General features: G+C 45.4%; 2 protein-coding genes. Both read right to left on the bottom strand.

What is annotated here, in order from left to right; all coding sequences use genetic code 11:
• A partial coding sequence (locus WBA23_RS12265) for a xylulokinase (RefSeq protein WP_424582570.1) occupies window positions 1-1,021 on the bottom strand: 1,021 nt, incomplete at its 3' end.
• An 81-nt stretch (window positions 1,022-1,102) separates the two neighbouring features.
• Window positions 1,103-1,549: sulfatase/phosphatase domain-containing protein (locus WBA23_RS12260; protein ID WP_424582569.1), on the bottom strand; the 447-nt coding region annotated here is incomplete at its 5' end.

The following is a 1,549-nucleotide window of genomic DNA, read 5'->3' as shown; positions in this document are numbered from 1 at the left end:
CAATGGGTGCCTGCTGGGCGCGATGGTTCATTTCTTCGTAGGAAAGCTGATCGAGCAGTAGCTGATGTTTTAGCCAACTATTGAGAATGCCGGTACCGTTCACACAAGCCAAAATACCGTAGCGAGGTGATGCTTGACTGTAGTTAACGTGAGCAAAACTATTAACCCGCGACTGAGGATCGTACTCCAGTTGGTCACTTACGCCGTAAATTACCCCGGAAGTACCTGCCGTAGTTGCCACCTCTCCTGGTTTTAATACATTGAGCGATAGCGCATTGTTAGGCTGATCGCCCGCCCGGTACGCTACCGGAATGTTGGCCGGAATACCCAGCTCTTGAGCTACAGACGACTGAACGCTACCCTGCTCCCCGAAGGTAGGGACCTGCTCAGGGATTAAACTTTGATCTATTTGGTAATGCTCTAGTAACTTCTCGGAAAGCGAATCAGATTTGAAATCCCAGAAGATTCCTTCGGAAAGCCCCGAAATGGTAGTGTTCACCTCTCCGGTTAGCTTCATAGCGATATAATCGCCGGGCAGCATTATTTTATGAATCTGTTCGTAAATTTGCGGTTCGTTCTCTTGTACCCATCGCAGTTTAGAAGCCGTAAAATTTCCAGGTGAATTTAATAAGTGCGACAAGCACCAATCTTGCCCCAACGTTTGAAATGCTTGCTCACCTATACCTACTGCCCGACTATCGCACCAGATGATTGAGGGACGCAACACTTGCTGGTTCTTATCTACCGCTACCAAGCCATGCATTTGGTAAGAAATACCAATAGCAGTTATTCCTTGCAGTGCCTCGGCATTATCTCGTTGCAATTGTTTAGTAGCCTTTGTTAAGTGTTCCCACCACAAATCGGGGTGCTGCTCAGCCCAACCTTCTTTCGGGGCATCCATCGGCAGTTCTTTCGCGGGCGACGTTGCCGACGCTACCATTTTACCCGAATCAGATTGTACTAAGCTAGCTTTTATGGAGGAGCTTCCAATGTCGTATCCGAGTAAGTAGTTGGCAGGCATAGCAGGTTGTTATTTCAAAGAGAGGCAAGATACAAGCTTTAAAAGATTTTGAAAAATTTTCCTGAGATCGCTCTACTGTACCTAGTTGGATTCGTTCAAAAAACCTTCTTTACAAGACTGCACCCATTTTAGTAAAGCCCCTTTCATCTCTTCGGCTAATTCGGTATGACTGCTAATTACATTATGTTGCTCCCGAGAATCGTTTTGAAGATCGTACAGTTCCCACCGGTCGCTTTCTACTTTATGCAATAGCTTAAACTGATCATCGGACCAGACCTGATACATTTCTCCTCTAAAACTAGACTGAAAGCCAATAGGAGCATCTCGTTTACTTTCTACGTCATTTTGTAATACTGGCCAGATACTTTTTCCATCTTTAGTACTAGTAGAAGGATCAGTAATGTTGAGAATATCCAAAATGGTAGGATACATATCCGAAGTAACTACGGGGTAGTTCGTGTTTCTAGCCTGTCGGATAATAGTTGGCCACTCAATCACCGAGGGTACGCGAATACCCCCTTCGTAAAG

Origin of the sequence: Tunicatimonas sp., assembly GCF_049647865.1 — a bacterium.
In the GTDB taxonomy this organism is placed as follows: Bacteria; Bacteroidota; Bacteroidia; order Cytophagales; family Cyclobacteriaceae; genus Tunicatimonas.
This window is presented reverse-complemented; position numbering and strand designations above follow the sequence as displayed.